The organism is Pseudomonas sp. TR47, from assembly GCF_044143025.1.
Taxonomy (GTDB): Bacteria; Pseudomonadota; Gammaproteobacteria; order Pseudomonadales; family Pseudomonadaceae; genus Aquipseudomonas; species Aquipseudomonas putida_E.
Window position 1 is genome coordinate 115,269 of record NZ_JBHFCS010000013.1, and the last position, 23,947, is coordinate 139,215.

The window sequence follows — 23,947 nt, forward strand, 5'->3', positions numbered from 1 at the left end:
GTATTTTTAAGTGAGCGAACTCATTCGCGTACCTGACATCGGCAGCGGTGAAGGTGAAATCATCGAGCTGTTCGTCAAGGTCGGTGACCGTATCGAGGCTGACCAGAGCCTGCTGACCCTGGAGTCCGACAAGGCCTCCATGGAAATCCCGGCCCCCAAGGCCGGTGTCATCAAGGAACTGAAGGTCAAGCTGGGCGATCGCCTGAAAGAAGGCGACGAGCTGCTGGTCCTGGAAGCCGAGGGCGCCGCTGCGGCGCCCGAGGCGCCAGCCGCCGCACCTGCCCCGGCCGCAGCTGCGGCTGCTGCCGAAAAGCCGGCTGCCGAAGCCGCCCCTGCGCCGGCTGCAGCCCCTGCTGCCGCCAGCGTGCAGGACATCCACGTGCCGGACATCGGCTCGTCGGGCAAGGCCAAGATCATCGAAGTACTGGTCAAGGTCGGCGACACCGTCGAAGCCGACCAGTCGCTGATTACCCTGGAGTCTGACAAGGCCTCCATGGAGATCCCTTCGCCCGCCGCTGGCGTGGTCAAGGAAGTGATCGCCAAGCTGGACGACGAAGTCGGCACCGGTGACCTGATCATCAAGCTGGAAGTCGCCGGCGCCGCCCCGGCTGCTGCGCCAGCGCCTGCCGCTGCTGCACCGGCCAAGGCTGAGGCTGCTCCGGCCGCCGCGCCTGCTGCCGCTGCCCCAGCTGCTGCCCCGGCACCGGTCGCTACCGCACCGGCTGCCGGCAGCAACGCCAAGGTTCACGCAGGCCCTGCTGTTCGCCAGCTGGCCCGCGAGTTCGGCGTAGAGCTGGGCGCGGTCACCGCGACCGGTCCGCACGGCCGTATCCTGAAAGAAGACGTGCAGGTCTACGTCAAGTCGGTCATGCAGAAGGCCAAGGACGCACCGGCAGCTGCTGGCGCGACCGGCGGCGCCGGCATCCCGCCGATCCCGGTGGTGGACTTCAGCAAGTTCGGTGAAGTGGAAGAAGTGGCAATGACCCGCCTGATGCAGGTCGGTGCCGCCAACCTGCACCGCAGCTGGCTGAACGTGCCGCACGTGACCCAGTTCGACTCCGCCGACATCACCGAGCTGGAAGCCTTCCGCGTTGCGCAGAAGGCCGTGGCCGAGAAGGCTGGCGTCAAGCTGACCGTGCTGCCACTGCTGCTCAAGGCCTGCGCCTTCCTGCTCAAGGAACTGCCGGACTTCAACAGCTCGCTGGCGCCAAGCGGCAAAGCCGTGATCCGCAAGAAGTACGTGCACATCGGCTTTGCCGTGGACACCCCGGACGGCCTGCTGGTCCCTGTGATCAAGAACGTCGACCAGAAGAGCCTGCTGCAACTGGCTGCCGAAGCCGCGGCCCTGGCCGAGAAGGCGCGCACCAAGAAGCTGTCGGCTGACGACATGCAGGGCGCCTGCTTCACCATCTCCAGCCTCGGCCACATTGGCGGTACCGGCTTCACGCCGATCGTCAACGCGCCCGAAGTGGCGATCCTCGGTGTGTCCAAGGCAACCATGCAGCCCGTCTGGGATGGCAAGGCCTTCCAGCCCAAGCTGATGTTGCCGCTGTCGCTGTCCTACGATCACCGTGTGATCAACGGCGCAGCCGCCGCGCGCTTCACCAAGCGCCTGGGCGACGTGCTGGCGGATATCCGCACCATGCTGCTGTAACACGCAGCCAGCCTGCCCTCCTTCAAGGGGGCAGGTACCCTTTTCGAGCTGCCACGCTCGTACCTCAACCCCGCCAATTGGCGGGGCTTTTTTTGCCTGCAGCGGCCCCCGTTTTTCAGCAGCCCTAAGGATTCCCGCCCCGCAGCCGAAAACATATACATGACATCCCTCATGGCCGCTTGCCAGCCTTCGGGACATGATGCAACCTTGCCAGATGCGCCGCCGCCCAGGCCGCGTCACCCTCTTCAAGCGAGTCTTCGATGAAAAGCCAACCCGATGCCGCCAGCCGTGTGGCGGCCGAGGTCGTCACGCAGCTTCCCGTGCCTTCACGGCTCGGCATGCTGCGTTTCGAAAGGCTCAACGAAGCCACCTGGGCAATGCTTTACCTGGACCCGGCCTGCGAACGCCAGTTCGGGCTGGCGGCCTCCCAGCTGTGCGCGCTGATCGATTCGCCGTACGCCAGCCTGATGGAGCCTGAAGCCCGCTACCGGCTGCACGACGAGATCCAGCGGCAACTGAGCACTCGCGGCTACTATCGGGTGCGCTACACCCTGCACGCCCAGCCGCGCTCGCTGCGTCTGCTCGAAGCGGGTGAAGCCTACAAGCAGCACAACCGCCAGCTGTTACGCGGCTTTCTGACGGTACTCGACGACCAGCCTGAAGACGCTGTCGAAGTGGACGCCGACGACCTCGAATCGCGTAACAGCCGCCTGCAACTTGCCCTGCAACTCAACCAGCGCGCCCAGCAGGAGCAGTTGGAACACCTTGAGCGCGTACGCAGCCAGCAGGACCTGATCCTGCGCCTCGCCCGCCAGCGCTACAGCGCGGAAAACTCGCTGCTCGAAGCCGCCCAACTGATTACCCGCAGCGCCTGCGAGATCTACAAGGTGGACTGCGCCAGCATCTGGCACCTGGAAGACCAGCGCCTGGAGCCGATCAGCGCCTGGTTGCGCAATGAGCAAGTGCATCGCCTGCCCGAAGCGATCGATGCCAGCCGCTTCCCCGATTACCTCGACGCCCTGCACGCCAGCCGCGCCATCGATGCCCACAACGCCAACCACGACCCGCGCACCCGTGAACTGGCCGAGAGCCTGTACGCCGACAACAATGCCATGCTCGATGCCAGTATCCGCGTCGATGGCCAGGTGGTTGGTGTGCTGTGCCTGGAGCAGACTGGCCAGCCGCGGGCCTGGCAGTCGGACGAAATCGCCTTTGCCGGTGAGTTGGCCGACCAGTTCGCCCAGGTCATCACCAACCATAACCGGCGTACCGCCGCCAGCGCCCTGCACCTGTTCCAACGTGCGGTGGAGCAAAGCGCCAGCGCCTTCCTGCTGGTGAACCGCGACGGCGTGGTGGAGTACGTCAACCCCAGCTTCACCGCGATCACCCAGTACAGCACCGATGAGGTGCAAGGCCACCACCTGGCAGAGTTGCCCGCGCTGGAGAACCTCAGCGAACTGCTGTTCGATACCCCGTCGAGCCTGGCCATGGGCAACAGCTGGCAGGGCGAATTCAAAAGCCGGCGCAAGAACCTTGAGCCCTACTGGGGCCAGCTGTCGATTTCCAAGGTGTATGGCGACAACCGTGAGCTAACCCATTACATCGGCATCTACGAAGACGTCACCCAGACCAAGTTGGCCCAGCAACGCATCGAGCGCCTGGCCTACACCGACAACCTGACCAACCTGGGCAACCGCCCGGCGTTCATCCGCAGCCTTGACGAGCGCTTCGCCCGCGATGCCCAGAGCCCGATCTGCCTGCTGCTGGTGGACATCGACAACTTCAAGCGGATCAACGACAGCCTTGGCCACCAGACCGGTGACAAGCTGCTGATCAGCCTGGCCCGGCGCCTGCGCAACAGCCTCAGCGTTGGCGGCGTGCTGGCCCGCTTTGCCAGTAATGAATTCGCCGTGCTGCTCGACGACACCAGCCTGGAAGACGGCCAGGGCGTCGCCCAGCAACTGCTGCGCACCCTCGACAAGCCGATGTTCGTCGACAACCAGCTGATCAACGTCACCGCCTCGGTTGGCCTGGCCTGTGCGCCGCTGCACGGCAGTGACCCGACCACCCTGATGAAGAATGCCGGCCTGGCCCTGCACAAGGCCAAGGCCAACGGCAAGCATCAGGTGCAGGTATTCACCGAAGTGCTCAATGCCGAAGCCAGCTACAAGCTGTTCGTCGAGAACAACCTGCGCCGCGCCTTGACCCAGAACGAGCTGGAGGTGTTCTACCAGCCCAAGCTGTGTCTGCGCAGCGGCCGCCTGCTGGGGCTGGAAGCACTGCTGCGCTGGAACCACCCCGAGCGCGGCATGATCCGCCCGGACCAGTTCATCAGCGTGGCGGAAGAAACCGGCCTGATCATCCCCATCGGCAAGTGGGTGGTACGCCAGTCGTGCCGCATGAGCCAGCAACTGCGCGAGGCCGGCATGGGCAACCTGCACGTGGCCATCAACCTGTCGCCCAAGCAGTTCTCCGACCCCGACCTAGTGGCTTCGATCGCCTCGATCCTCCACGAGGAAGCCCTGCCTGCGCACCTGCTGGAGCTGGAGCTGACCGAGGGCCTGCTGCTGGAAGCGACCGAGGACACCCACCGTCAGCTCGACGAACTGAAGGCATTGGGCCTGACCCTGGCCATGGATGACTTCGGCACCGGTTATTCGTCGCTGAGCTACCTGAAGAAATTCCCGATCGACATCATCAAGATCGACCGCAGCTTCATCAACGAAATCCCCGACAACCAGGACGACATGGAGATCACCTCGGCGGTGGTGGCCATGGCTCACAACCTCAAGCTCAAGGTGGTGGCAGAAGGGATCGAGACGCCCGAGCAGCTGGCCTTCCTGCGCCGGCACCGTTGCGATGTGGGCCAGGGGTATCTGTTCGACCGGCCGATCCCGGGGCGGGAGCTGGCCGAAAGACTCAAGCGCTATCCGCGCGGTCCAATGGCCTGACAGCTGCGTAATCCTCGGGCACTATAGAACCCATTCGGGCCTCATCGCCGGCAAGCCGGCGATGAGGCCAACACCTGTCCAACTGAAAAACACAGAGGAACGGCCATGGTCCTGCGTTCGGAAATCCTGGTGAACAAAAACGTCATGCCAACCGCGGAGCAGGCCCTGCCTGGCCGCGAAACGCCAATGTCCCTGCCCGAGTTCCACTACGTATTCAAAGACACTCCACTGCTCGGCCCGTTCTTTGAAGGCAGCATCGACTTCGCCATCTTCGGCCTGGGTTGCTTCTGGGGCGCCGAGCGCCGCTTCTGGCAGCGTGAAGGCGTGGTCAGCACCGTGGTCGGCTATGCGGGCGGCTTCACCCCGAACCCCACCTACGAAGAAGTCTGCTCGGGCCTGACCGGCCACACTGAAGTGGTACTCGTGGTGTTCGACAAGGACAAGGTCAGCTACCGCGAGTTGCTGGCGATGTTCTGGGAACTGCACAACCCGACCCAGGGCATGCGCCAAGGCAACGACGTCGGCACCCAGTACCGCTCGGCCATCTACTGCACCTCGCCACAACAGCTCGAAGAAGCCAACGCCAGCCGCGACGCCTTCCAGGCCGAGCTGAACAAAGCCGGTTACGGCGAGATCACCACCGAAATCGACCAGGCGCCGACCGTGTACTTCGCCGAGGCCTACCACCAGCAGTACCTGGCCAAGAACCCGGACGGCTACTGCGGTATCGGCGGCACCGGCGTGTGCCTGCCACCCAGCCTGCAAGGCAACTGAGCCATGAGCACGATGACCCTGTTCCACTCACCGCTGTCGCCATTCGTGCGCAAGGTGATGGTCGTGCTGCACGAAACCGGGCAGCTTGAGCGCGTTGCGCTGCAGGGGGTGAACATCACCCCGGTCAGCGGCGACGACCAGCTCAACCACGGCAACCCGATCGGCAAGATCCCGGCCCTGCGCCTGGAAGACGGCACTGTGCTGCATGACAGCCGGGTCATCTGCGAATACCTCGACCTGCAGCATGTCGGCCTGCCGTTGCTGCCGCGCGAGGGCTCGGCACGCTGGCGGCGCATGACGCTGGTATCGCAGGCGGATGCGATCATGGATGCGGCGGTTTCCAGCCGCTATGAGAGCGTCCTGCGGCCTGAGGACAAGCGCTGGGACGGCTGGCTTGAAGCGCAGAGCGAGAAAATCCGCCGCAGCCTGGCCAACCTGGAGCAGGAGCACCTGGCAGAGCTGATATCCGGCTTTGATCTGGCCGCAATTGGCGTGGCCTGTGCGCTTGGGTACCTGGACCTGCGTCAGCCTGGTTTTGGCTGGCGTGAGCGCCAGCCCGGGTTGGCAGCGTGGTATGCCGAGGTGGCCAAGCGGCCGTCGATGGTCGCCACAGCACCCGACACCTGATACACCGCAATCGCCGGCAAGCCGCCCCCCACAAGGAGGGAGCCGGCTTCCCGGCGATTGGGCCGCAAGGCAACCCTCGGCCTCAGCGGGGTATCACAGGAAACAACTGCCCAATCCTGCGAGCCAGCCACCGCCCGATCTCTCTGTCCTCCCTCATGCCGCCCTCCCCACCCGCGCCCAGTCCAGGCGACGGGTCAGCACCATGAACACACCCAGCAAGCCAAAGCACAGCAGCGACCCCATCAACAGCGCATAGTCCTCGGCACTGAGCAGCCCATAGAGCATCGCGTACAACACCGCCAACCCCGCCGCAAAACCCACCCCACGCACCAGGCTGCGCAATACGTGGCTCAGGTAGAAGCCGAGCAGCAACACGCAGGCCGAGGCCGACAGGCCATACGCCAGGCCAAACCCGATGTGCTCGGACAACGAAAGCAGCAGCAGGTAGAAGAACGCCAGGGCCACCCCCACCAGGATGTACTGCACCGGGTGCACACTGAGATTCTTCAGCACCTCGAACAGGAAGAAACCGGCAAAGGTCAGGGCGATGAACAACAACGCGTATTTGATCGCCCGCTCACTCTTGAGGTATTGGTCCACCGGGTCGATGAAGCTTACCCCGAAGGTCCGCTCGCTGAACTCCGCACACTGCCCGCCGCTGGCACATTGGCGCAGGGCATCTTCGAGGTTGGTGGCGAAGAATGACGTCTGCCAGTGCGCGCTGAAGCCTTTGTCGTCGATTTCGCGGCGGTTGGGCAGGTAACTGCCAACGAAGCTGGGGTGCGGCCAGTTGGCGCGCATGTCCACGCTGCTGGTGCGGCCCACTGGCAACAGGTGCAGTTGCCCGGTGCCTTGCAGTGCCAGATCGAAACCGTAGTTGAACCCGCGGGCATGCTGGCCATCCAGTTGCGGCAGCGCGACGTGCACGCCACTGCGCAGCCAGTCCAGCCCGGTACCGGCTTCAAACGCCAGGCGCTGGTTATCGATGTTGAGTTCCAGGGCATTTTCAATGCCGCGGATGTCGCTGATGCCAACCACCAGAAACGGCTTGTCGAAGCGGTAGTCATCGAAGTCCTTGTCGATGCCCCAGCGCTCCGGCAGCTGGAAACGCCCCGAAAGACGCCCTTGGGCATGGAACAGCCGCGCCTGGTAGATACCCCGCTTACGCAGTTCGGTGTCCACCCCTAGGTCTGCATCGAAGGTTTCCGGGAGGAAGTACAAGTGGCCGGCGATAGTGCTGGTCTCCTGCACACTCTGGCCGTCCTTGTCGATCCAGCGGCGCTGCACCTTGCGGTACGGCACCACCAGCAGCGGGCCACTGATCTGCTGGTCAAAACTGGCGCTACGGGCGATGTCGTGCAACACACCGTCGCGCAGGTTCTGGCGCTCGTCGATCAGGTTGTCGATCATCAACAGGGGAATCAGCAACAGCAAAATCAGCAGGGCAATGGTGCCGAGCTTGAAACCGAGAGTCTTGTTCATGGGGCCTCCTGTGGCAGTGGGCGCAGTGTCTGCGCCCTGCGTGGAGGCCTTGGGGAGATTGTGTGGAGATTCGGTGTTTTTTGGGGCAACGCAGCGGCCCCGACAACCTCAGCTGATGCGCCGCTCCGGCAGCCAAAGCCTGACGCGTACCCCGCCATCGACATTGCTCACCGCCAGCGCCCCGCCATGCAGTTGCATCACCTCGGCCACGAAGTTCAGCCCCAGCCCGGTACTCTTGCGCCCACTCCCCGGCCGCGGCAGCGAATAGAAACGCTCGGCAACCCGGCCGATGGCGTAGGCGGGTATCGCCTCCCCCTGATTGAACAGGCTCAGCGCCACACGCTCGCCATCGCGCTCCAGCTCGAACAGCAGCGCGCCGCCCGGCGGGGTGAAGTCCAGCGCATTGTCGAGCAGGTTGGCCAGTGCCTGGCGCATGAGAAACGGATCGCACAGCAGCCACAACCCCGCCGGCACCCGCTGGCGCACCTGCAAGCCGCTTGCGTCGATGCGGGCGGCATGCGCCAGCAGCAGCTCATCGACCAACGCCGCCAAGGCAACCTGCTGCTCATCTTCCAGCGCCTGCATCTGCTCGACCCGCGCCAGGTTGAGCAAACGCTCGATCATCTGCTGCAGCCGCTCGCTTTCGCGCTCGATGTTGCCGGCAAAACGCGCCCGCTGCTCGGCCGGCATATCACCCTGGAGCAATTCAGACGCACCGCGGATAGCCGCCAAAGGGCTCTTCAACTCGTGGGTCAGGGTATGCACGTAGCGTTCGACATACGCCTTGCCCTCAAGCTGTGTGCGCATGCGTTCCACCGCATTGGCCAGGTGCGCCAGCTCACCGCCCTTGTAGTAAGGCAGCGCGGCGCGCTGGCCTTCGCTGACCGCCTGCGCATAGCGGGCCAGCCTGCGCAGGGAGCGGGCCAGCCACCAGGACAGCGCGGCGCCGACCAACAGGCCCATGCCGATCAGCCCCAACCCCAGGCCAAGCAAACGCTGTTCGGAACGGTCGATGTACGGCTGCAGTGAACTGTTGGGCTTGGCCACGGTGACCACGCCGATAACCTTGCCCTGGTCAACGATCGGCGCGGCCACGTGCATCACCGAGGTGCTTTCATCCTCTTCGACGCTGCGGGTGGAACGGGCACCGTACTGGCCGCGCAGCGTCAGGTACACGTCGTTCCAGCGCGAATAGTCCTTGCCCAGGTCCTGGCCGCTGGAATCGAGCAGCACGATGCCTTGGGCATCGGTAACGTAGATGCGGTGGCTGACCTGGTTTTTGGCCAGGCCCCAGATCTGCGCGCCGGGGCTGCGCAAGCCATACGCCTTGAGCACCTCAGGCAGGCGGCTCTGGGCAAGGGTGCCGGCCTTGACGTCATCGTGAAGGATCTCGGCCAGCAGGTTGGCGGTGTCTACCAGGGTTTCCTCGGAAGACTGGCGTACCACGGGGCGAATCTGCTCGCGCACCGTATTGAGCAGGAAGTAACCCGCCAAGCCGACGAACAGGAAGTACACCAGAAAGATCCGAATGCCCAGGCGCATCAGGCGTGTTCCGGGCTGTAGCTGTAACCCAGCCCACGGTGGGTCTGGATCGGTTCGGCATGGGCAGCCACCTGCCGCAGCTTGGCGCGCAGGCTCTTGATATGGCTGTCGATGGTGCGCTCGTAACCCACGTCGGAGGCCACTCCCAGCGCATCGAGCAACTGTTCGCGGCTGAATACACGCTGCGGTTGCTCCAGCAGGCATTGCAGCAAACGGAATTCGTGGCGGGTCAGGCTCAGCGGCTGGCTGCGGTAGCTGATCAGCATGCGCAGGGTGTCGAGCTGGAACACTGCCGTTTCGGCGGGTGGCGCGGCCCGTGGCGCCATGCGCTTGAGGATCGCCCGCACCCGAGCCGCCACTTCCCGCGGGCTGAAGGGTTTGACCACGTAGTCGTCGGCGCCTATTTCCAGGCCTACCACCCGGTCGATTTCACCGTCTCGGGCGCTGAGGAACATGACCGGCACCTCGGTGAACCGGCGTAGCTGGCGGCAGGTGTCAAAACCACTGATGTCGGGCAGCCCGATGTCGAGGATCACCAGGTCGGCCGGCCGCTGGCGCTGCTGCTCCAGGGCCGCGGTGCCCAGGGTCACCCACGCGGTGCTGTGGCCGTCGGCCTGCAGGGCGTAGATCAGGGTATCGGCGATGGCGGCTTCGTCTTCGACGATGAGAATGTGGGGCATGGCATCCGGCCTTGCTGAGAGCGAAGCTGGACATATAGGCAAGTTTGAATGAAGACGCAATCCTCTGTAGGAGCGCGTCGCCCTGCGGATCAGCAGTCAGGCTTGCCCGCAGTGAAACGTTTGGCCGGGTTTACCGCAGCCTTGAACTCGCGCAACGCCTTGGCCCCCACCAGCAACGGATAGTTGAAGCTGCTGCGGTCGACCAGGTTCACTTCCACGGTGCGCTTCTCATCCCCCAGGCACAACTCAAGGTCGATTACCGGCCTGCGCGAAAGCTCGGGCGCATCGCCTTCATCGTCTTCGTCGGCGCGGTTCTTGATCTTGCTGATGCGCGAAACCTTATGCTCGTACACCTTGCCGTCGGACTCTTTGGTCGCCAGGCGGAAGCGCACCCAGTCCTCGCCATCGCGCGTGAAGCGCTCGATGTCCTTGGCCGACAGCGAAGCGGTGTACGCCCCGGTGTCCATCTTGGCCTTCAGGGTTTCGCCGAGTTCAGGCAGGGAGATGTTCTCATAACGGCCGTAAAGCGTAGGTTCTGCGGCCATTACCGGCAGCGCCAACAGCGACAACAGGGCTAGCATTGGTTTCACAGGCAGGCTTCCTTGAATGGGGTCAGTGCTTAGACTGTGCAAGCAGGATAGGTTCGCTGTCACAAGGGTAAACAACATAATGTGAAACATTTGTCCGCGCCGCTGGGCATTGGACATTTGGCGTAGGCTGCGGCGCTGCTTATCATTGCCGCCCGTTCAAATCCCACAACAAGAGTTTCCCTATGCGTCGCCTGCTGACCGGCATTCTTACGACCATCCTGCTGCTGCTCAACACCGTGGTGCTGATCTGCCCGCTGCTGGTCTTCGCCCTGCTCAAACTGGTGCTGCCGGGCCGGTGGCGTGATTATGCCTCCGCTGCCGTAATGTGGGTCGCTGAAGCCTGGTCGGAAATCGACAAGGCCATTTTCGCCCTGTGCATCCCTACCCAATGGGACATCCGCGGCGTCGAGAGCCTGCGCAAGGACACCTCCTACCTGGCCGTGAGCAACCACCAGACCTGGGTAGACATCCCTGCGCTGATCGAAAGCCTCAACCGCCGCACGCCGTTCTTCAAGTTTTTCCTCAAGAAGGAGCTGATCTGGGTACCGCTGCTGGGGCTGGCCTGGTGGGGCCTGGACTACCCGTTCATGAAGCGCTACAGCAAGGCGTTTCTGGAGAAGCACCCCGAGCTCAAGGGCAAGGACCTGGAAATCACCAAAGCCGCCTGCGAACTGTTCAAGCGCCAGCCGGTGACTGTGGTCAACTACCTCGAAGGCACCCGCTTCACCAAGGCCAAACGCCAGGCACAGCAGTCGCCATACCGTTACCTGCTCAAGCCCAAGGCCGGCGGCGTGGCGTTCGTGCTGGCGGCGCTGGGCGAGCAGCTGGATGCGCTGCTGGACGTGACCATCGTTTACCCCGGCAACAAGGCTCCGGGGTTTTGGGACCTGCTCAACGGCAGCATCAGCCGGGTGATCATCGACATTCAGGTGCGTGAATTGGACCCGGCGTTGTGGGCAGGGGATTACGAGAATGATCCGCAATTCCGACAGACCGTACAGGCTTGGGTGAACCAGTTGTGGATGGAAAAGGATCAGCGGATAGAGCGGTTGCGTGGGGAGATGGCCTGAGTCATTTGCCTGAAAAGCCCCTATCGCCGGCAAGCCGGCCACACAGTACTGTGGTCAGGCTGGTGAACTTCTCCGAGGCGGACTTAGCCTTCAGAACCATTCTCGGCACGGCGGTGCCGTCTACCTGGCATTTTTGTCAGTTGTGGCAGATGCATCTGGCGGGGAGACTGGACTGAACACAGCCCCCGCACGAGCCCTCCATCGTGAATCAACGCCTGTACTTCTACCATCGTGAACAGCTCGCCGTTGAGATTGAGGGTATGAACAGTCTGACGCTGCTGCGGGGAGCAGATCAGCCGTTGGCTGAACGGCGCAGCGACAACCTGGGAGCTGAAACCCGGTTGTTGATGACGGATGTGCAGAAGTCGTTACTGCAGATGCACATCGGGCAGGCTCAAAGGGTGTATGCCTACACGGCCTATGGGCATGACTCACGCGCAGAACCCACTGCGCCCCGTATGGGCTTTAACGGTGAATACCGTGAGCATCTTACCGGGGCGTATCTGCTGGGTCAGGGGTATCGTGCTTACAACTCGATTCTGAGGCGTTTCCAGGCGCCTGACAGCCTGAGTCCGTTTGGTGATGGCGGAGTCAATGCCTATGGTTATTGTGGCGGTGATCCGGCCAACTATTCGGACCCGACGGGGCATAAGCCCAGAGCTTGGCTGAGGACGCCACCATTTAAAAAGCAGCCTGCCAGAACCCTGAATCAATCACCACCAACCAAACCGCCTGGTGAGCGTCGCACTACACGTCAAGTCAGATTCCTCGACACAACTGAAGTCACCACTTTTCATAAAGATGAGGCGCCGATACTCATATCGAAACCCTCTGATTCGCCGATAAAAACATTCAAGCAGAGAAAGAAAATCACGATACAGGCGGGTGAGGTTTACCGGCAACTCCTTGAGCTAGAACGGCACTATGCAGGAGCGCTTTACTACTCCGGAAGATCGGACCAGGCCAGACGACCACCAGGGAAACTAAGCGCAGGAAAACTGAGGCTTATCGGCAATCAGATCGCGGACAGGCGTCAGCAGCTATTTGACCTTCGCGATGCAGCCGATCGCCTGAGAAGCAAAATACCGGAAGCATGAACCCACTGACCGCCTTGCGCGAACTATCTACTGGGGTACGGTTGCATATGGACATCTCTGAGCGGGTTCAGACCGAAGGCGTACTCGCCGGTGCCGGCGTGGTCCAGAGGCTACCCAGGTTCTGCAGCAGCGCCCCGGCGATACCCTGCTGGCCAAGGTACTGCAGGATCAGCGGGGCAAACTGGCCGATCATTCCGGTATCCATCCCCAGCGCCTTGAAGGCATTGTCCAGGTCGCTGCGGTTCTCAACGTTGTTACCCAATGCATTGCTCAATGCCGACTGGTTTTGGCTGTTCTTGCCCAGCATTTCGCCCAGCCCACTCAACCCGCCCAACATGGCGGCTCCAGACAGCAAGTCCAGCCCCGGCACAGCCTGGGTCAGCTGACCGTAGTCGTCACTGCTCAGGTTGTTGCGCGCCAGCCCCAGCATCGCCCCTGCCCCGCCCACGGCCTGTTCCGGGGTGATGTTCAGTTCGCTGCCCAGGGTGTTGAGCAGATTGGCCTGGGCCTCAGGCGCCTGCACCTGGGTTTGCTGATTCTGGTTTTGCACGGCCGACACAGCATTGGCGGCATCGCTGAGGTTGAAGGCGAACACCGGGCTTGCGGCCAGGGTCATCAGGGTTGCCAGGGTGAATGCTTTCATCGGGGGGGGCCTCGTAGGCCGGAATGGCCTGGGAAACGAGGCATTCGACTGAGTGTTCAGAGGTTTGTTCCGGGCCGCGCATCGGGCAGGCCCGCATCAGCCCCCGTTCAGCTGCAGGAGCGGCCTCGTGTCGCAAAAGGGCCGCAAAGCGGCCCCAGCAGCCCGACTGCCAGCCTCAGGTAATCAACGCACCCTGTTCCGGGCAATTTCGATGTCATCCATGATTGCCTTGGCAAATGCACTCAGGTAATCCGCCGCACCGAGCAGCTTGTGGTCATCCTCCATATCACCTTCGCGCACCAGGTGCTTGATGTACCCCAGCAGCACCGACACCTGTTCATAGGCGTGCTCGAACGGCACGCCCGGCATCACCCGGAAAATATGGCAGGGCTTGTCACCGGCCTCGCAGAACGTCTCGACGCCAACGGTCATGTTTGCGTGTGTGTCTTCACTCATCGTATTGCCCCCAAACCTTCACATGCGCTCAAGCGCATGCTCGATCAACGCATGTGCGGTATCGGCGCTGTGCACGGCATTGGTGAGCATGTGCACGCCCGGCTCGCCGGTATGCGCGCGGCAATACTCGCCGACGACTTCCGAAATACCCAGCAGCATCTCGCTGGCGACCGCCAAGGCCTCGGGTGGGATCAGCTCGGGGTGGATGGAGGAATAGAGGGTGTTGAACAGTTTGAGACGGGGTGGATCGGGGACTATTTTTTTCATGACAGCTCCACATTTGTGAGCTGCCCCCTTCGTTTCCACACATTGGGCGGCAGCTGTACACGGGGTGGAAAACCAGGCATGTGGAAAACCCGGCAGGTCCGAAGACCTCCCGCGTACAGCTGCCATAACGACAACTTCCACATGACTACCGGGTTTCCACGCCCGATCGCTGAGCCATTCAGCGACTCGAACAGGCTAGAGGGTGAGGATTCCAGGGGCAATCAGACGGCGGTCGACAGAATGCGTAGGGTATTTCCTACTACCTCAACGAGTAAGTAGGAAATTACCCATCGCTACGTGGGCAGTTTCCGCATACCTATCATTTTTGCCAGTAGCCGCCGATCTCGCTCGCGACCAATATCCTGCTGTAGTACCAATCAGCACTAGTGATGGTCCCGGGAGGTCCTTAATGAAAAGGCAGGCGGATACTGCACAATTTTTCTACCAGAATGGAAAGCTCATCACCATCAAACAAGCTGCGCAACAGCACGCGATCTTTCGTACCGGCGAGGCTCCACTAGCAGAAAGTGATATCAAACTGGCGGGAGGCCCTGCCCTTCTAGCTATAGACCAAAGTGGCTCTGTACTGGGTAGAAGTTGCAACGGAGAACGAGAACCACTGGTGTATACCGCTTATGGGCACGACGCTGCCAACGCTAGCGCGCGCGCTATATTACGGTTCAACGGCCAGCATCCGACACCATATGGACACTACGTGCTAGGTAATGGATATCGCACCTATGACCCTGCTCTGATGCGTTTCTATGCTCCTGACGGCCTTAGCCCCTTCGCGGAGGGCGGCTTGAATTCTTACATGTATTGTAACGGTGACCCTGTAGGGAAAGTTGACCCCTCCGGCCACGTACCTGTTTTTCTCAAGCCGTTCAGAAGTTTCTACAAGGGCATCAAAAACAAATTTTTTGGTCGCACGCCCAAATCGCAGCGCATTCCGGTTGAACAGGAAACATCACGAAAAAATAGCCCCGCGGAAACGGCAAGAAAACAAAAAGAACCTTCAACAAATCCATACGTACAGCAGATAGCTCGCTTTGACCGTCAAGGCCTTTTGCAACTGCAGCAATCCGACCTCCGAGATTTTTATACATACGATCTCTCAACTGTACCCGCTAAGTTATTCTCAGAAAGACTTGAAATTTTTAATAATAGAAAACAGCTTATCCAAGATTTAACTACCAAACACAGGCTAGAGCCAGCGCCACATTTTACTTCGGCTCCGCCCAATCAAGACGTATGGCCGTCCCAAACTGCCCGCGACATTCGCCACGAATAACAGCACTCGTACAATATGGCTTGCCTGCCACGCCCACCAAATCAACCATCATTACAACTCAGACCAGCGCCAGAACCAAAATCGACAATTAGATCAACAGGTGACCGAATCATGAATCAGCCCGCGAACAGCTCTCTCTTCTTCTACCAAAACGGGAAGCTCGTCACCGTAAAACAGGGCAACCAGCAACGCGCCATCTTGCGCAATGACGACATGCCCTTGGCTGAGGTTCAAACCGGCGAAACAGTTGGCACTGGGTTGCTGGCAACCGATGACAAGGGTTCCGTTCTCAACGTTCAAGATACGGAGGACCTGGAAGGCCACAACTTTTCAGCCTACGGGCATGATCCGAACTTGCCCGCGATGCGAATAACGCTTGGCTTCAATGGCGAAGCTTACGTGCCAGGTGCGGCCTCCTACCTACTTGGGCTTGGATACCGCAGCTATTCTCCGCGCCTGAGACGTTTCCTGGCTGCAGACAGCTGGAGCCCATTCGGGCAGGGTGGATTGAATGCTTACTGCTATTGCGAAGGCGACCCGGTCAATTTCATCGACTCAAGCGGGCATATGCCAAAAAGGGTTTTTAATCCACCGCCTAGAGTGAGGCGGGTTGAACTCCCAAATGGCGAGATATTCAAGGTTAGCAAGAACATCGCCGTGAATATCGGTCCGTCAACAGCAAAAAGTTCGTCGAATAGTTCGCTGACACCCTCTTCTCAAGCCGGAGGGCACACCGCTCATAAAGAAGCCGGACTAACGTCGGGCGAAACAGCGGTCCGACGGGATTCGACCCCTACAATCCCAAAAATGCCAACGCCCGACTCGCCAATAGCATCGACGGATAGCTCACCTGCAGGATCACGCAGCGTGAGCCCGGTGCCCCAGCAGCCGCAGTTCACCAGAAGCTTTTTTGAATCACAGCGGTCGAGGTTTCATTCCAAGGCTAGCGAAATCAGGGAGCCCACTGATAAGTTCCCAAAGGCTCCGTCACGTTGGGACTAACGGATAGCAAAAAGCCCCACTCTCGTGGGGCTTTCTGTTTTTAAATTATGCCGCGCTAAACGTCTTGTGCGGGTCAATCACAAACTTCTTCGGCACCCCGGCATCGAACTCGCCATACCCTTCTGGCGCCTGATCCAGGCTGATCACCTGCACGCCTACGACCTCGGCGATATTGATGCGATCCCACATGATCGCCTGCATCAATTGGCGGTTGTATTTCATGGTCGGGGTCTGGCCGGTGTGGAAGCTGTGCGATTTCGCCCAGCCCAGGCCAAAGCGGATGCTCAGCGCGCCGATCTTGGCGGCAGCATCCACCGCGCCTGGGTCTTCGGTCACGTACAGGCCCGGGATACCGATGTTGCCGGCAACGCGCGTCACCTGCATCAGCGAGTTCAGCACGGTTGCCGGTGCTTCATGTTTGGCGCCTTCATGCCCGTGACCACGTGCCTCGAAGCCGACGGCGTCGACGGCACAGTCCACTTCCGGCTCGCCAAGGATGTCGACGATCTGCTCGTGCAGCGGGGTGTCCTTGGACAGGTCGACCACTTCGAAGCCCTGGGACTTGGCGTGTGCCAGGCGCAATGGGTTGAGGTCGCCGACGATGACGCAGGCAGCGCCCAGCAGGCGGGCAGAGGCGGCGGCAGCCAGGCCGACCGGGCCAGCACCTGCGACGTAAACGGTGCTGCCTGGGCCTACGCCAGCAGTCACGGCACCGTGGTAGCCGGTTGGCAGGATGTCGGACAGGCAGGTCAGGTCACGGATCTTCTCCATGGCCTTGTCGCGATCCGGCAGTTTCAGCAAGTTGAAGTCGGCATACGGTACCAGCACGTATTCAGCCTGGCCGCCGGTCCAGTCGCCCATGTCGACATAACCGTAGGCACCGCCGGCACGGGCCGGGTTGACGGTGAGGCAGACACCGGTGTGCATCTCTTTGCAGGAGCGGCAACGGCCGCAGGCGACATTGAACGGCACCGACACCAGGTCGCCGATTTTCAGGCGTTCGACGTCACGCCCCATCTCGACGATTTCACCGGTGATTTCGTGGCCCAGGACCAGGCCGACCTGGGCAGTGGTGCGGCCGCGGACCATGTGCTGGTCGGAGCCACAGATGTTGGTGGAGACCACCTTGAGGATGACGCCGTGCTCGATCTTCTTGCCGCGCGGGTCCTGCATCTTCGGGTAGTCGATCTTCTGCACCTCGACCTTGCCAGCGCCCAGGTACACCACTCCACGATTGCCAGACATGCTCTTACCTCGCTTGATTTGTATTTATGCAGCGTTGGTTGAAGCGCCGCCGTCCATGGGCGACATGTGTTGCTGGAATGCAGGGAATTGTGGGCTTGATGGAGCGCAAGGCACTGACTGAAAACGACAGGGGGATGCCTTTTTACGGCAGGCCAAAAGCGGGGGCCGCTTTGCGGCCCTTTCGCGACACAAGACCGCTCCTACAGGGGACGCGAATCGCCTGTAGGAGCGGCCTTGTGTCGCGAAAGGGCTGCGCAGCAGCCCCAGAATTGGTCAGAGAACGACAGTACGATTGGCGTTGAGAAACACCCGCCGCTCGATGTGATACCCGACCGCCCGCGCCAGGGTCAGGCATTCGATGTCACGCCCCTTGGCAATCAGGTCCTCGGGGTAATGGCTGTGATCCACCACCTCGACGCCCTGGGCGATGATCGGCCCTTCATCGAGGTCGTTGTTGATGTAGTGCGCCGTGGCGCCGACCATCTTCACACCCTTGTTGTACGCCTGGTGATAAGGCTTGGCGCCCTTGAACCCCGGCAACAATGAGTGATGGATATTGATCGCCCAGCCATCCAGACGCCGGCACAGTTCAGGCGACAGCACCTGCATGTAGCGGGCAAGGATAACCAGCTCGGCGCCGGTCTCTTCGATCACCTGCAGCACCTTGCGCTCTTGCCCGGCCTTGTCGTTGGGGTCGAGTGCGAAGTGGTAATAGGGAATCTTGTGCCAGTGGGCAAGTGGCTCGAGGTCGGGGTGGTTGGACACCACCGCGACCACGTCCATGCCCAACTGCCCGATACGCTGGCGATAGAGCAAATCGTTCAGGCAGTGGTCAGCCTTGGACACCATGATCACCACCTTGGGGCGGTGATTGGGTGCGGTCAGCTCGAACGCCATGCCGAACGCATCACCGCGCTCGGCGAGGCCGGCACGGAAACCGACCTCGTCAAAATCGTCCGGCTGGCGGAACTCGACGCGGATGAAAAAGCGCCCCGACTGCCGGTCATCGAAGGAGTGGTGCTCGGTGACGTAGCAGCGCTGCTCGAAGAGGTAACGCGTCACCACGTCGACGGTGCCGAGCATGCTCGGGCAGTCGGCGGTGAGAATCCAGGTATCCGGTGCCCGACTCATGTTGCTCTCCTTAGGCTTCGATGCTCAGGCCGTATTCGGCAGAAGCGTCCTGCAGCCACAGCCACCAGTAATCGGCGAAGCTGCGGCGAATCACCAGCTCCCAGGTGTCCTCGGCCGTGCGGCGAATCACCAGTTGCGACTTGGCGAACACGGTACCCACCGCCTTGCCGACCGGGAAGTTGTTCGGGTGAACATCATAGCTGGTGGACTTCATCAGCACTTCGCGCACGTGCGGGCCGCGCAGCTCCAGCAGGCTTTGCCCGCCGCTGACGTTGACCACCTGGATGTGCTGGCCTTCAAGGGCCGCGCGCAGCTTTTGCTCGACGGCGAACTCCTGGCCGCCAGGGACGATCAGCAGCCACTCATCAGGGCCGAGCCACTGCAGCGACATGTCGCTGTTGGCGACCACGGTCAGGGCCACTGGCAGCTCCAGGCCAAGGGCCTTGTGCACGCCTGCGGCGAACTCCGGGTCGTGGCCATTGCCACGAAGGGTCAGGTGGCCGAGGAATTTCTTTTCACGCAGGGTTACGCCTGCGTTCTTGCGGCCCTTGCCAACCAGGCTGGCCAGGTCGGCGTGGTGCAGCGGCGACTGAGCCTTGGCGTCGGCGCCGGGGTTTTGCTGGAAGACGTTGATAGCGCTCATTTCTTACCTGCCTTGAATTCTTGGTCGTCGATACGACGCAGCTTGCAGGGTGTGTTTGCCGGCCTCATCGCCGGCAAGCCGGCTCCCACAGGGACCGCACCTACCTTCACAACTGCATCGATCCTGTGGGAGCCGGCTTGCCGGCGATTGGGCCAGCCGGCTCGTCACAGGGCCCGGAGTCAAACGTTCTGCCGCTCACCCTTCGGGTCGAAGAACACCGAAGACACGATTTCTGCCTCGATCACGCTGCCATCGGCCTGCGGCGAATAAACGCGCTCGCCCATGCGTTTCAGGCCGCCTTTGACCACACCCATGGCAAACGAATAACCCAGGGAGTTGGCCGCGTAGCTGGAGGTGACGTGGCCGACCATGTCCATCGGGATCGGCTGCTTGGGGTCGAATACCAACTGGGCGCCTTCGGGCAGCCACTTGGTCGGGTCCACAGGCTTGAGGCCCACCAGTTGCTTGCGGTTTTCCCGCACACAGTCCTCGCGGTTCATGCCACGCAGGCCGATCCACGAGAACGGCTTGTTGCGGCCCACGCACCAGCTCATGTTGAGGTCGTCCGGGGTCATCGAGCCGTCGGTGTCCTGGCCAACGATGATGAAGCCCTTCTCGGCACGCAGCACGTGCATGGTTTCGGTGCCGTACGGGGTCAGGTTGTACTTCTTGCCGGCTTCGATGACTTTTTCCAGCACGCCCATGGCGTAGTTGGCCTGCACGTTGACTTCGTACGACAGCTCACCGGTGAACGAAATACGGAACACACGGGCCGGTACGCCACCGACAGTGCCTTCCTTCCAGGTCATGAACGGGAACGCGTCCTTGTCCAGGTCGATGTCGTCGGTCAGCTCGCTGAGCAGCTTGCGGCTGTTGGTGCCAGACAGGGTCAGCGTGGCCCAGTGGTCGGTAACCGAGGTGAAATACACCTTCATCTCTGGCCATTCGGTCTGGTGGTACAGCTCCAGCCACTGCAGCACGCGTGCGGCGCCGCCGGTAGTGGTGGTCATGTAGAAGTGGTTGTCGCCGACACAGGCGGTCACGCCGTCGTCGAAGACTATGCCGTCTTCTTTGCACATCAGGCCATAACGGGCCTTGCCCACGTCGAGCTTGGTCCAGGCGTTGCTGTAGATGCGGTTGAGGAACTCGCGGGCATCCGGGCCCTGGATATCGATCTTGCCCAGGGTCGAGGCGTCGAGCAGGCCCACGCTGTCGCGCACGGCCTTGCACTCACGGGCCACGGCAGCGTGGATGTCTTCACCGGCCTTGGGGAAGTACCAAGGGCGCTTCCATTGGCCGACGTCTTCGAACTCGGCGCCGTTCTTCACGTGCCAGGCATGCAGGGCAGTGAAGCGCACGGGCTCGAACAGGTGGCCACAGTGACGGCCCGCTACCGCACCGAAAGTCACCGGCGTGTAGTTGGGGCGGAACATGGTGGTGCCCATTTCCGGAATGGTGATACCGATCGAACGGGCGGCGATGGCCAGGCCGTTGATGTTGCCCAGTTTGCCTTGGTCGGTACCGAAGCCCAGCGCGGTATAGCGCTTGACGTGCTCGACCGACTCGAAGCCTTCGCGGGTGGCCAGTTCGATACCGGCGGCGGTCACATCGTTCTGCTGGTCGACGAACTGCTTCGGCCCCTTGCTGCCCTTGTCGTGCGGCACCTGGAACAGCGCCACGGTGGCCTCTTCCTTGCGTGCAACGGTCTTTGGCAGCGTGCCGGTGGTAGCCTTGAAGCCGGCTTCGGTGGCGGCGCGCACGCCGCCTTCGAAACCATCGGCAATCACATCGCCCAGTGCATACACGCCGTTGATGCCACCCACGCACACGCGCTTCTGCGGCGCATCACCGGGCACGAAGCCAAGGATATCGTCACGCCATACCGGGCGACCGCCCAAGTGCGAGGCCAGGTGGACGATCGGGCTGTAGCCGCCGGAGGTTGCGATCAGGTCGCATTCGAGGGTTTCGCCTGGGCTGGTGACCTTGTGTGCCTGCACATCAATGGCCGCCACGCGGGCACCGGTGACATGCTTGCTGCCTTTGGCCTCGATCACAGCGCTGGAAGTGAGGATGCGGATGCCTTTGGCACGGGCTTCCTCAACCAGCGAACCACGGGGGTTGTGGCGGGCGTCGGCGATGGCGACGACCTGCAGGCCAGCGTCATGCCAGTCCAGCGCAGCGCGGTAGGCATGGTCGTTGTTGGTCGACAGCACCAGCTTGCGGCCCGGCGCCACGCCGTAGCGGCGCACATAAGTGGAGACAGCACCGGCCAGCATGTTGCCCGGCACGTCGTTGTTGCCGTACACCAGCGGGCGCTCGTGGGCGCCGGCGGCCAGTACAACGCGCTTGGCACGTACACGGTGCACACGGTGGCGAACCTGGCCGATCGGGGCGCGGTCACCGAGGTGGTCGGTAAGGCGCTCGTGAATGGTCAGGAAGTTGTGGTCGTGGTAACCGTTGACCGTGGCGCGTGGCAGCAGGGTCACTTCCGGCAGGCTTTCCAGCTCTTTGACCACGGCGTTGACCCAGTCAGCGGCCGGTTTGCCGTCGAGGGTCTCGCGGCTGTCGAGCAGGCTGCCACCGAACTCTTCCTGTTCGTCGGCCAGGATCACCCGGGCACCGCTGCGCGCAGCGGCCAGGGCTGCGGCCAGGCCTGCAGGACCGGCACCGACGATCAGCACGTCGCAGTGCTGGTTCATGTAGTCGTAACTGTCCGGGTCGTTCTGCAGCGGCGCACGGCCAAGGCCTGCCGCCTTACGGATGTACTTCTCGTAAGTCATCCAGAACGATTTCGGGTACATGAAGGTTTTGTAGTAGAAGCCCGGCGGCATCATGCTGCCGCCGACCTTGCCGAGGATGCCCATGACGTCGTTGTTGACGTTCGGCCAGCCGTTGGTGCTGGTGGCGACAAGGCCTGCGTACAGCGCCTGCTGGGTAGCGCGCACGTTGGGGATCTGCGTGGCTTCGCTGGAGCCGATCTGCAAGATGGCGTTCGGCTCTTCGGTACCGGCGGCGATGATGCCGCGTGGGCGCGAGTACTTGAAGCTACGGCCAACGATGTCGACGCCATTGGCCAGCAGCGCGGCGGCCAGGCTGTCACCGGCATAACCCTGGTAGGTCTTGCCGTTGAAGGTGAAGTTCAGGACCTTGCTGCGGTCGATACGGCCGCCGCTGGCGAGGCGATAGGTCTGGCTCATACTTTTTCCCCTTGGCCTTTGGCGGTCGACGGTGCGCTGCTTTGCTTGCCGCCTGCGGTCACCTGCGGCTTCTCGCCGATCTTGTAGGTTTCCAGAATTTCGTAGGTCACGGTGTCGCGGGTGACGTTGAAGTACTGACGGCAGCCGGCAACGTGGTCCCACAGTTCATGGTGAATACCGCGCGGGTTGTCGCGGAAGAACATGTAGGTGCCCCACTCCTCGTCGGAGCAGGCGTTGGGGTCCAGCGGGCGGGCGATGTGCGCCTGGCCAGAGGCGTGGAACTCTTCTTCGGAGCGCAGCTCGCCGCAGTGGGGACAGAAAATATGCAACATGACGGTGTCTCCGGTTAGTGGGCGACGGCGGCGGCGCCGTGTTCGTCGATCAGTGCGCCGTTGTAGAAACGGTCCATGGAGAACGGCGCAGCCAGCGGGTGCATCTCGCCTTTGGCCAGGCTTGCGGCGAAGACGTTGCCCGAGCCCGGGGTCGCCTTGAAGCCGCCGGTGCCCCAGCCGCAGTTGAAGAACATGTTCTTGACCGGGGTCTTGGAGATGATCGGGCAGGCGTCCGGCGAGGTGTCGACGATGCCGCCCCACTGGCGGTTCATGCGTACGCGCGAGAGGTTGGGGAACATCTCGACGATGGCCTGCAGGGTGTGCTCGATCACCGGGTACGAACCGCGCTGGCCGTAGCCGACCCAGCCGTCGATACCGGCGCCGATCACCAGGTCGCCCTTGTCGGACTGGCTGATGTAGCCGTGCACGGCGTTGGACATGATCACGCTGTCGATGATCGGCTTGATCGGCTCGGACACCAGTGCTTGCAGCGGGTGCGATTCCAGCGGCAGGCGGAAGCCGGCCAGCCTGGCCATGTGCCCGGAGTTACCGGCAGTGACCACGCCGACGCGCTTGGCGCCGATGAAACCTTTGTTGGTTTCCACACCGATCACTGCACCGTTTTCCTTACGGAAACCGATCACTTCGGTCTGCTGGATCAGGTCCACGCCCAGGGCGTCGGCGGCACGGGCGTAACCCCAGGCCACGGCGTCGTGACGGGCGACGCCACCACGGCGCTGAACGGTAGCGCCGAGGATCGGGTAACGGGTGTTCTTCGAGCAGTCCAGGTACGGGATCTCGGCCGCGACCTGGGCAGTGTTGAGCAGTTCGCCATCGACGCCGTTGAGGCGGTTGGCGCTGACGCGGCGCTCGGAGTCACGAATGTCCTGCAGGGTGTGGCACAGGTTGTAGACGCCGCGCTGGGAGAACATCACGTTGTAGTTGATGTCCTGGGACAGGCCCTCCCACAGCTTCATGGCGTGCTCGTACAGCTGCGCCGACTCGTCCCACAGGTAGTTGGAACGCACGATGGTGGTGTTACGGGCGGTGTTGCCGCCGCCCAGGTAACCTTTCTCGACCACCGCGACATTGGTGATGCCGTGTTCCTTGGCCAGGTAGTAGGCCGTGGCCAGGCCATGGCCGCCACCGCCGACGATGACCACGTCGTAGACCTTTTTAGGGGTCGGCGTGCGCCACATGCGCTGCCAGTTCTCGTGGTGGCTGAGGGAGTGTTTGAAGAGGCCGAAGCCCGAGTAGCGTTGCATGGTCGTTT

General features: G+C 62.0%; 21 protein-coding genes. 8 read left to right on the forward strand and 13 right to left on the reverse strand.

What is annotated here, in order from left to right; genetic code table 11:
• Positions 1-10: 10 nt before the first annotated feature.
• The 4 genes from aceF (at position 11) to ACEWE8_RS15490 (ending at position 6,006) form a co-directional block, all read left to right on the forward strand.
• Positions 11-1,654, forward strand: a complete 1,644-nt coding sequence (aceF, locus tag ACEWE8_RS15475) for a dihydrolipoyllysine-residue acetyltransferase (protein ID WP_281868238.1) — start codon at positions 11-13, stop codon at positions 1,652-1,654.
• A gap of 260 nt (positions 1,655-1,914) precedes the next feature.
• A complete protein-coding gene (locus ACEWE8_RS15480) occupies positions 1,915-4,605 on the forward strand; it encodes a bifunctional diguanylate cyclase/phosphodiesterase (protein WP_046787526.1) in 2,691 nt (896 codons plus the stop codon).
• A gap of 105 nt (positions 4,606-4,710) precedes the next feature.
• Positions 4,711-5,379: a peptide-methionine (S)-S-oxide reductase MsrA gene (gene msrA / locus ACEWE8_RS15485; RefSeq protein WP_046787525.1), complete on the forward strand. Its 669-nt coding sequence runs from the start codon at positions 4,711-4,713 to the stop codon at positions 5,377-5,379.
• 3 nt (positions 5,380-5,382) lie between these two features.
• Entirely contained in the window at positions 5,383-6,006 is a 624-nt protein-coding gene (locus ACEWE8_RS15490; RefSeq protein WP_046787524.1) for a glutathione S-transferase, read from the forward strand.
• 153 nt (positions 6,007-6,159) lie between these two features.
• Here ACEWE8_RS15490 and creD read toward each other — a convergent pair whose 3' ends face one another.
• The 4 genes from creD to ACEWE8_RS15510 form a co-directional block, all read right to left on the reverse strand.
• A complete protein-coding gene (creD, locus tag ACEWE8_RS15495; RefSeq protein WP_046787523.1) occupies positions 6,160-7,488 on the reverse strand; it encodes a cell envelope integrity protein CreD in 1,329 nt (442 codons plus the stop codon).
• Positions 7,489-7,596: 108 nt separating this feature from the next.
• Entirely contained in the window at positions 7,597-9,030 is a 1,434-nt protein-coding gene (gene creC / locus ACEWE8_RS15500) for a two-component system sensor histidine kinase CreC (RefSeq protein ID WP_046787522.1), read from the reverse strand.
• Positions 9,030-9,710: a two-component system response regulator CreB gene (creB, locus tag ACEWE8_RS15505; RefSeq protein ID WP_046787521.1), complete on the reverse strand. Its 681-nt coding sequence runs from the start codon at positions 9,708-9,710 to the stop codon at positions 9,030-9,032. Before creB ends, creC begins: the two co-directional genes overlap by 1 nt.
• 89 nt (positions 9,711-9,799) lie before the next feature.
• Complete coding sequence (locus ACEWE8_RS15510) at positions 9,800-10,300, reverse strand: ATP-dependent zinc protease (protein WP_012316630.1); 501 nt, start codon at positions 10,298-10,300, stop codon at positions 9,800-9,802.
• A gap of 182 nt (positions 10,301-10,482) precedes the next feature.
• Here ACEWE8_RS15510 and ACEWE8_RS15515 point away from each other — a divergent pair, with 182 nt between their 5' ends.
• Positions 10,483-11,370, forward strand: coding sequence for an acyltransferase (locus tag ACEWE8_RS15515; RefSeq protein WP_046787520.1), 888 nt, complete (start codon positions 10,483-10,485; stop codon positions 11,368-11,370).
• Positions 11,371-11,573: 203 nt separating this feature from the next.
• Positions 11,574-12,467, forward strand: coding sequence for an RHS repeat-associated core domain-containing protein (locus tag ACEWE8_RS15520; RefSeq protein WP_052750477.1), 894 nt, complete (start codon positions 11,574-11,576; stop codon positions 12,465-12,467).
• A 67-nt stretch (positions 12,468-12,534) separates the two neighbouring features.
• On the opposite strand, the gene ACEWE8_RS15525 is transcribed toward ACEWE8_RS15520, so the two are convergent.
• The 3 genes from ACEWE8_RS15525 to ACEWE8_RS15535 form a co-directional block, all read right to left on the reverse strand.
• Positions 12,535-13,110 carry a DUF2780 domain-containing protein gene (locus ACEWE8_RS15525; RefSeq protein WP_046787519.1) on the reverse strand — a complete coding sequence of 192 codons (576 nt, stop codon included), beginning with the start codon at positions 13,108-13,110 and terminating at the stop codon, positions 12,535-12,537.
• A 183-nt stretch (positions 13,111-13,293) separates the two neighbouring features.
• Positions 13,294-13,566, reverse strand: coding sequence for a DUF3077 domain-containing protein (locus ACEWE8_RS15530; RefSeq protein WP_012316633.1), 273 nt, complete (start codon positions 13,564-13,566; stop codon positions 13,294-13,296).
• 18 nt (positions 13,567-13,584) lie between these two features.
• The gene (locus ACEWE8_RS15535; RefSeq protein ID WP_046787518.1) at positions 13,585-13,833 is read right to left on the reverse strand and encodes a hypothetical protein; all 249 of its coding nucleotides are present in this window, start codon (positions 13,831-13,833) and stop codon (positions 13,585-13,587) included.
• A gap of 409 nt (positions 13,834-14,242) precedes the next feature.
• Here ACEWE8_RS15535 and ACEWE8_RS15540 point away from each other — a divergent pair, with 409 nt between their 5' ends.
• Positions 14,243-15,124 (forward strand): RHS repeat-associated core domain-containing protein, encoded by an 882-nt coding sequence (locus tag ACEWE8_RS15540; RefSeq protein WP_080952174.1) that lies wholly within the window; start codon positions 14,243-14,245, stop codon positions 15,122-15,124.
• Between the two features lie 111 nt (positions 15,125-15,235).
• Complete coding sequence (locus ACEWE8_RS15545; RefSeq protein ID WP_189339974.1) at positions 15,236-16,126, forward strand: RHS repeat-associated core domain-containing protein; 891 nt, start codon at positions 15,236-15,238, stop codon at positions 16,124-16,126.
• Positions 16,127-16,171: 45 nt separating this feature from the next.
• Here ACEWE8_RS15545 and fdhA read toward each other — a convergent pair whose 3' ends face one another.
• The 6 genes from fdhA to ACEWE8_RS15575 form a co-directional block, all read right to left on the reverse strand.
• A complete protein-coding gene (gene fdhA, locus ACEWE8_RS15550; protein WP_046787516.1) occupies positions 16,172-17,371 on the reverse strand; it encodes a formaldehyde dehydrogenase, glutathione-independent in 1,200 nt (399 codons plus the stop codon).
• Between the two features lie 273 nt (positions 17,372-17,644).
• Entirely contained in the window at positions 17,645-18,502 is an 858-nt protein-coding gene (gene purU, locus ACEWE8_RS15555; protein ID WP_039603955.1) for a formyltetrahydrofolate deformylase, read from the reverse strand.
• A 10-nt stretch (positions 18,503-18,512) separates the two neighbouring features.
• Positions 18,513-19,145: a sarcosine oxidase subunit gamma gene (locus ACEWE8_RS15560; protein WP_046787515.1), complete on the reverse strand. Its 633-nt coding sequence runs from the start codon at positions 19,143-19,145 to the stop codon at positions 18,513-18,515.
• 179 nt (positions 19,146-19,324) lie between these two features.
• Positions 19,325-22,342 carry a sarcosine oxidase subunit alpha gene (locus ACEWE8_RS15565; RefSeq protein ID WP_046787514.1) on the reverse strand — a complete coding sequence of 1,006 codons (3,018 nt, stop codon included), beginning with the start codon at positions 22,340-22,342 and terminating at the stop codon, positions 19,325-19,327.
• A complete protein-coding gene (locus tag ACEWE8_RS15570) occupies positions 22,339-22,674 on the reverse strand; it encodes a sarcosine oxidase subunit delta (RefSeq protein WP_046787513.1) in 336 nt (111 codons plus the stop codon). The genes ACEWE8_RS15565 and ACEWE8_RS15570 overlap by 4 nt, the downstream gene beginning before the upstream one ends.
• A 14-nt stretch (positions 22,675-22,688) precedes the next feature.
• Positions 22,689-23,939, reverse strand: a complete 1,251-nt coding sequence (locus ACEWE8_RS15575; protein ID WP_012316642.1) for a sarcosine oxidase subunit beta family protein — start codon at positions 23,937-23,939, stop codon at positions 22,689-22,691.
• Positions 23,940-23,947 lie beyond the last annotated feature (8 nt).

What these genes read in the sequence shown, in the direction of transcription:
- creD (WP_046787523.1), bottom strand. Translation starts at nt 7,488, where the DNA reads ATGAACAAGACTCTCGGTTTCAAGCTCGGCACCATTGCCCTGCTGATT.
- creC (WP_046787522.1), bottom strand. Translation starts at nt 9,030, where the DNA reads ATGCGCCTGGGCATTCGGATCTTTCTGGTGTACTTCCTGTTCGTCGGC.
- msrA (WP_046787525.1), top strand. Translation starts at nt 4,711, where the DNA reads ATGGTCCTGCGTTCGGAAATCCTGGTGAACAAAAACGTCATGCCAACC.
- creB (WP_046787521.1), bottom strand. Translation starts at nt 9,710, where the DNA reads ATGCCCCACATTCTCATCGTCGAAGACGAAGCCGCCATCGCCGATACC.
- ACEWE8_RS15565 (WP_046787514.1), bottom strand. Translation starts at nt 22,342, where the DNA reads ATGAGCCAGACCTATCGCCTCGCCAGCGGCGGCCGTATCGACCGCAGC.
- ACEWE8_RS15545 (WP_189339974.1), top strand. Translation starts at nt 15,236, where the DNA reads ATGAATCAGCCCGCGAACAGCTCTCTCTTCTTCTACCAAAACGGGAAG.
- fdhA (WP_046787516.1), bottom strand. Translation starts at nt 17,371, where the DNA reads ATGTCTGGCAATCGTGGAGTGGTGTACCTGGGCGCTGGCAAGGTCGAG.
- ACEWE8_RS15525 (WP_046787519.1), bottom strand. Translation starts at nt 13,110, where the DNA reads ATGAAAGCATTCACCCTGGCAACCCTGATGACCCTGGCCGCAAGCCCG.
- purU (WP_039603955.1), bottom strand. Translation starts at nt 18,502, where the DNA reads ATGAGTCGGGCACCGGATACCTGGATTCTCACCGCCGACTGCCCGAGC.
- ACEWE8_RS15575 (WP_012316642.1), bottom strand. Translation starts at nt 23,939, where the DNA reads ATGCAACGCTACTCGGGCTTCGGCCTCTTCAAACACTCCCTCAGCCAC.
- ACEWE8_RS15570 (WP_046787513.1), bottom strand. Translation starts at nt 22,674, where the DNA reads ATGTTGCATATTTTCTGTCCCCACTGCGGCGAGCTGCGCTCCGAAGAA.
- ACEWE8_RS15560 (WP_046787515.1), bottom strand. Translation starts at nt 19,145, where the DNA reads ATGAGCGCTATCAACGTCTTCCAGCAAAACCCCGGCGCCGACGCCAAG.
- ACEWE8_RS15515 (WP_046787520.1), top strand. Translation starts at nt 10,483, where the DNA reads ATGCGTCGCCTGCTGACCGGCATTCTTACGACCATCCTGCTGCTGCTC.
- ACEWE8_RS15530 (WP_012316633.1), bottom strand. Translation starts at nt 13,566, where the DNA reads ATGAGTGAAGACACACACGCAAACATGACCGTTGGCGTCGAGACGTTC.
- ACEWE8_RS15535 (WP_046787518.1), bottom strand. Translation starts at nt 13,833, where the DNA reads ATGAAAAAAATAGTCCCCGATCCACCCCGTCTCAAACTGTTCAACACC.
- ACEWE8_RS15480 (WP_046787526.1), top strand. Translation starts at nt 1,915, where the DNA reads ATGAAAAGCCAACCCGATGCCGCCAGCCGTGTGGCGGCCGAGGTCGTC.
- ACEWE8_RS15490 (WP_046787524.1), top strand. Translation starts at nt 5,383, where the DNA reads ATGAGCACGATGACCCTGTTCCACTCACCGCTGTCGCCATTCGTGCGC.
- ACEWE8_RS15540 (WP_080952174.1), top strand. Translation starts at nt 14,243, where the DNA reads ATGAAAAGGCAGGCGGATACTGCACAATTTTTCTACCAGAATGGAAAG.